Annotated in this window: 1 protein-coding gene; it reads right to left on the bottom strand. The window is 36.5% G+C overall.

Annotation, left to right across the window (positions count from 1 at the left end; genetic code table 11):
- Positions 1–478, bottom strand: a 478-nt coding sequence (locus LC033_RS16715) for a transposase (RefSeq protein WP_226570370.1), incomplete at its 3' end; no start/stop codon positions are given.
- Between the last annotated feature and the right edge of the window lie 34 nt (positions 479–512).

Here is a 512-nt window from a genome sequence, read left to right on the forward strand (position 1 = left end):
GTTTTTTCTTATTGGCGTTCGCTTTTACATGAGTTGAATCAATGAAGGCGATAGATGGGTCAACGAGTCCTTTTTTCATCGCTTCTCTTAAGATTCGATAAAAAATTTGTTCAAATAAATCTGTATCGTGGAAGCGTCTCACATAATTTTTACCGAAGGTAGAAAAGTGCGGAATTTTCTCAGAAAACCCATACCCAATAAACCAACGATAAGCAACATTCGTTTCGATTTCTTTTATGGTTTGACGCATTGAGCGAATGCCAAATAGATATTGGATCAAAACCATTTTAATGAGAACAACGGGATCCACACTTGGTCTACCGTTGTCAGAACTATAATGATCTTTGACAAGATCATATACGAAGTCAAAATCGATCACTTGATCAATTTTTCGCACAAGATGATCTTCAGGCACTAATTCATCTAAAGCCACTACTTCTAATTGATTTCTTCTCTCTTCTTCACGTTTCGATAACATGTTCATCCCCCGCAGAATTGTGTTATTACCCTTA

It is taken from the genome of Bacillus stratosphericus (assembly GCF_020524495.1).
Taxonomy (GTDB): Bacteria; Bacillota; Bacilli; order Bacillales; family Bacillaceae; genus Bacillus; species Bacillus stratosphericus_B.